Genomic DNA, 4,471 nt, shown 5'->3' on the forward strand with positions numbered 1-4,471 from the left:
AGTAAACATCGTTCGATTGCTGGTTTTTTAGCAGGCGTATTTTCTTCACTATGTGCGTATCAACTTTGCCAAAAGAATAAGCCTAAAATTCATGTGATTAAATCTTTGGCTTATCCGTAACTGGGGTAAAATTAATATATTGATTCACTTATCTTTTATACAAATAAAAACCATAAAATATTTTAATATTTATTATAAATTTATTTCATTATTGCCTAGCTACTAGGCTAATGAAATTTGATCTATTACAATCTTGTCACTTTTTCCTTGTCGGGCTGAATACTTTGAACAACGAGTCTTCACAACTTCAGCGTGGCTTAAAGAACCGCCATATTCAATTGATTGCCATGGGTGGCGCAATTGGTACAGGCTTATTCTTAGGTTCCGCGCAGGTCATCCAATCTGCTGGCCCTTCTATTATTTTGGGTTACGCCATTGGTGGTCTTATTGCATTTTTAATTATGCGCCAATTGGGGGAAATGATTGTTCATGAGCCCGTTGCAGGATCATTCAGTCACTTTGCCTATAAATATGCAGGTAAATTCCCCGGCTTTTTAGCAGGTTGGAACTATTGGATTTTGTATATTTTGGTGGCAATGGCAGAACTCACCGCAGTTGCCAAATACATTAACTATTGGTGGCCGCATATTCCTGCTTGGACATCGGCACTGTTCTTTTTCATTGTGATTACCATTATTAACTTGGGCAATGTAAAGTTCTACGGTGAATCAGAGTTCTGGCTAGCAATCATTAAAGTCGCTGCTGTGGTTTCGATGATTGTGTTTGGTTTATATCTCTTACTTTCTGCAGATGCCAATTCAACCGCATCATTCAGCAACCTTTGGGCGCATGGGGGGTTCTTCCCGAATGGCTTTGAAGGTTTGTTCTTCATGCTGGCATTCCTCATGTTTGCCTTTGGCGGCATTGAGTTGATTGGTATGGCAGCCGCAGAAGCGCAAGATCCTGAAAAAACCATTCCTAAAGCCATTAACCAAGTGGTGTTCCGTATTCTAATTTTCTATATCGGTTCACTCACCATTCTATTGTCTTTAGTGCCTTGGAATCAGTTAGATTTAGGTGGTTTAGATAAAAGTCCATTCGTAATGATTTTTAGTCAAATGGGCATTGAATGGGCAGCGCACTTACTGAATTTCGTGATTTTGACTGCGGCACTTTCTGTGTATAACAGTGGGATGTATGCCAACAGCCGTATGCTGTTTGGTTTAGCCAAACAAGGTAACGCACCAAAAATTTTCCTAAAAGTGAATAAACAAGGTGTGCCAATTCCAGCAGTATTATTCTCTGCGGTATTAATTTTCGGCTGTGTATTGTTGAACTACTTTGTACCTGAAGAAGCTTTAAGCCACCTCATGTATATTGTTGTGGGTGCATTGGTTTTAAACTGGGCGATGATCAGTTTGACTCACCTTAAATTTACCAGCACACTGAAAAAATTAGCGATTCCAACTAAGTTCCCTGCGCTATGGTCACCATTTAGCAACTATTTGGTTTTAGCGTTTATTGCAGTGGTACTTTATATTATGTGGACTCAAGGCTTTAAAGAATCAGTCATTATGATTCCTGTATGGGTGGTCTTGATGTACATTTTATTTAGAGTGCTTAATGCGAAAAAACCTTAATTTGCATAGTACGCATAGTACAGATTTCTAAAAATTGAAAAGTTATTGCTTCGGCAGTAACTTTTTGCTTTTAAGCCCCCCCTTTTAATAGCCCATAAATAAAGTGCTGCACTTAAAATAATTTAAATTCCAACCTATTGTTTTCAGTTGATATTTCAACTATTTGTAGCAAAAACTACATCATTTACATTCTAAATGATAAAAAGACTCTACATGAGAAGAGTTCTTAGTTATCATTTGAGCACAAAATTTGTCGTGTGAATAAACTATGAATGCGTACGCTGCTCAACCTGCCAATGTCTTGACGATCCAACAGCTCAGTAAAAAGTTTGGTTCGCGTTTTGCAGTGCAACAAGCAACATGGTCAGCGATGAGTGGACAAATTGTGTGTTTATTAGGTCATTCAGGCTGCGGCAAAACCACAATGCTACGTCTGATTGCAGGCTTGGAAACACCAAGCAGCGGCACAATCCAACTGGAACAAAATACCTTGTGGAGTGAGCAAGCACAGATTCCTGCGGAAGCACGCAATATTGGTTTAGTGTTTCAGGATTATGCACTTTTCCCACATTTAAGTGTGTTAGACAATGTTATGTTTGGCTTAAAGAAATTTCCCAAAGCGCAGCGGGAAACCATTGCCAAACAAGCTTTAGCGCATGTTTCCATGTTGCATCATCAAGACAGCTATCCATATACACTTTCGGGCGGCGAACAACAACGCGTTGCCTTAGCACGTGCCTTAGCACCAGAACCGCAAGTTTTGTTGATGGATGAACCTTTTTCAAATTTGGATCATCGTCTGCGTGATCAAATTCGTCAAAATACCATTCAACTCCTCAAACAAACTGCAACGACTACGGTTATCGTGACACATGACCCAGAAGAAGCATTGCAAATTGCCGATCAAATTATTTTGATGCATCAAGGGCAAATTATTCAAATTGGTTCACCGAAACAACTTTATTTACAGCCGAAAACGTTGTTTGCTGCACGATATTTTTCTTCGTTGAATGAAATTCCAACGCGCATCAAGCAGCAAGAAATTCACACTGTATTTGGCAAGATTGATTTACCAGAACATGTAAACGCTCAAGACTCAATCGTTTGCTGCTTCCGTCCGCATCACTTGCGTGTCAGCCAAACACCAAGTGAAAATGCGTTGCCCGCAAGCGTTGTGTCATCCAGTTTTATGGGACATGCGCAACAACTGCGTCTAAAACTACGCGATCACGATCTCACTCTTTTGGCGCAAGTCAGTCATCTTCAAGATATTCAGCCCGCTGAACAAGTCTATGTTTCTGTCAATTTAAACAGCTGTTATTACTTGGCGTCTGATGAACAATCACCCACTGCTTCATCTTCTACTCAAGCTGCTGTTCAGGTTTAGATTTCAATTTAAATTTTTTAATTAGGAATACTGTATGAAACCATTGTCGAAACTATCATTACTTGTTACAGGTTTACTTGCATTTGGTGCAAGTGTCGCACAAGCAGCGGAAGTCAATTTATACACCACACGTGAACCTGTGCTCATTCAAACTTTATTGACTGAATTTACCCAAAAAACTGGGGTAAAAGTGAATACGGTTTTTATTAAAGATGGTTTATTAGAACGTGTGAAAGCAGAAGGCCGTCGCTCGCCTGCCGATGTGATGCTGACTGTAGATTTTGGGAACTTGGTTGATTTGGTTGAAAGTGGTCTAACTCAGCGCGTGAGTTCTAAAACCTTAAATAGTGCAATTCCTGCCAATTTACGTGCTGCCAATGGTCATTGGTATGCCTTGTCGATGCGTGCACGTGCCGTCTATGCCTCTAAAGACCGTACACCGCTTAATGCGATTACTTATGAAGATTTAGCCAATCCAAAATGGAAAAATAAAATCTGTATTCGCTCAGGCAACCATCCATATAACACTGCTTTAATTGCGGCTTATATCGCTCATCATGGTGAAAAACAAGCCGAAACTTGGTTGCGTGGTGTGAAAGCCAATTTAGCTCGCCCAGCCAGCGGTGGTGACCGTGATGTGGCACGTGATATTTTAGGTAAAATTTGTGATATTGGCGTTGCCAACACCTATTATGTCGGCACGATGCGTACAGGTGATGCGGAACAAAAGCGCTGGGGCAATGCGATTAATGTTGTGTTACCACGTTTTAAAAATGGTGGAACGCATGTAAACGTATCGGGTGCAGTGGTTTCTAAACATGCACCAAACCGTAAAGAAGCTGTACAACTGCTCGAGTTTTTAGCTTCAGATCATGCACAAGCCATCTACGCACAAAACGGCTTTGAATACCCTGTCAAACCTGGAGTGAAAATTGACCCGATTATCGCTAGTTTTGGCAAACTGAATATTGATTCAATTCGTTTAAGCGATATTGCACGTCACCGTAAAGCCGCCAACTTATTGGTCGATAAAGTCCAGTTTAACCGCTAAAATTTTCTGCTTTTGTCTTACAGTGCAGCGCTTTGCACTGTAAGATGCTCAGCTGTTCCCTCCCCCTTATTTAGTACCTCTATTGCAATGCTTAAAAATAAATTTAATTTTTTATTTTCGCTCAGTGGGTTATTGACGCTACTCGCCTGTTTACCTGTGCTCGCTTTAATTTGGACAGCATTACAAGGTGATAGCGAAATTTGGGGGCATCTGCTGCGTTATGTAATTCCACACACGTTGGCAGAAACAGGGATTTTATTGTTGGGTGGTAAGCGTCCGCTGAACACACCTTCTGAATTCATCCTATAAGCCTTAATTTAGTCCCCACTTAGAAACAAGTGGGGACTTAATCCATGAACATGGATATATATTCAGCAACACCTCCTGTTGCTA

Annotated in this window: 3 protein-coding genes and 2 pseudogenes; all 5 read left to right on the plus strand. The window is 40.5% G+C overall.

Translation table 11 applies throughout. The features are described 5' to 3' along the window. Window positions 1-120: pseudogene (locus tag ACEO2X_RS13375) on the plus strand (IS982 family transposase); the annotation flags it as partial. A gap of 164 nt (window positions 121-284) precedes the next feature. Then, window positions 285-1,640, plus strand: a complete 1,356-nt coding sequence (locus ACEO2X_RS13380; protein ID WP_171287414.1) for an amino acid permease — start codon at window positions 285-287, stop codon at window positions 1,638-1,640. A gap of 268 nt (window positions 1,641-1,908) precedes the next feature. Continuing rightward, window positions 1,909-3,027 (plus strand): ABC transporter ATP-binding protein, encoded by a 1,119-nt coding sequence (locus tag ACEO2X_RS13385; protein ID WP_179989369.1) that lies wholly within the window; start codon window positions 1,909-1,911, stop codon window positions 3,025-3,027. Window positions 3,028-3,061: 34 nt separating this feature from the next. Beyond that, entirely contained in the window at window positions 3,062-4,078 is a 1,017-nt protein-coding gene (locus tag ACEO2X_RS13390; RefSeq protein ID WP_004975434.1) for an extracellular solute-binding protein, read from the plus strand. Window positions 4,079-4,165: 87 nt separating this feature from the next. After that, window positions 4,166-4,345, plus strand: a pseudogene (locus ACEO2X_RS13395) (iron ABC transporter permease); the annotation flags it as partial. Window positions 4,346-4,471 lie beyond the last annotated feature (126 nt).

Origin of the sequence: Acinetobacter sp. AL9 (genome assembly GCF_041464035.1) — a bacterium.
Lineage (GTDB): Bacteria > Pseudomonadota > Gammaproteobacteria > Pseudomonadales > Moraxellaceae > Acinetobacter > Acinetobacter towneri.

Coding starts and splice junctions, on each gene's coding strand:
- ACEO2X_RS13385 (WP_179989369.1), top strand. CDS start 1,909: ATGAATGCGTACGCTGCTCAACCTGCCAATGTCTTGACGATCCAACAG.
- ACEO2X_RS13390 (WP_004975434.1), top strand. CDS start 3,062: ATGAAACCATTGTCGAAACTATCATTACTTGTTACAGGTTTACTTGCA.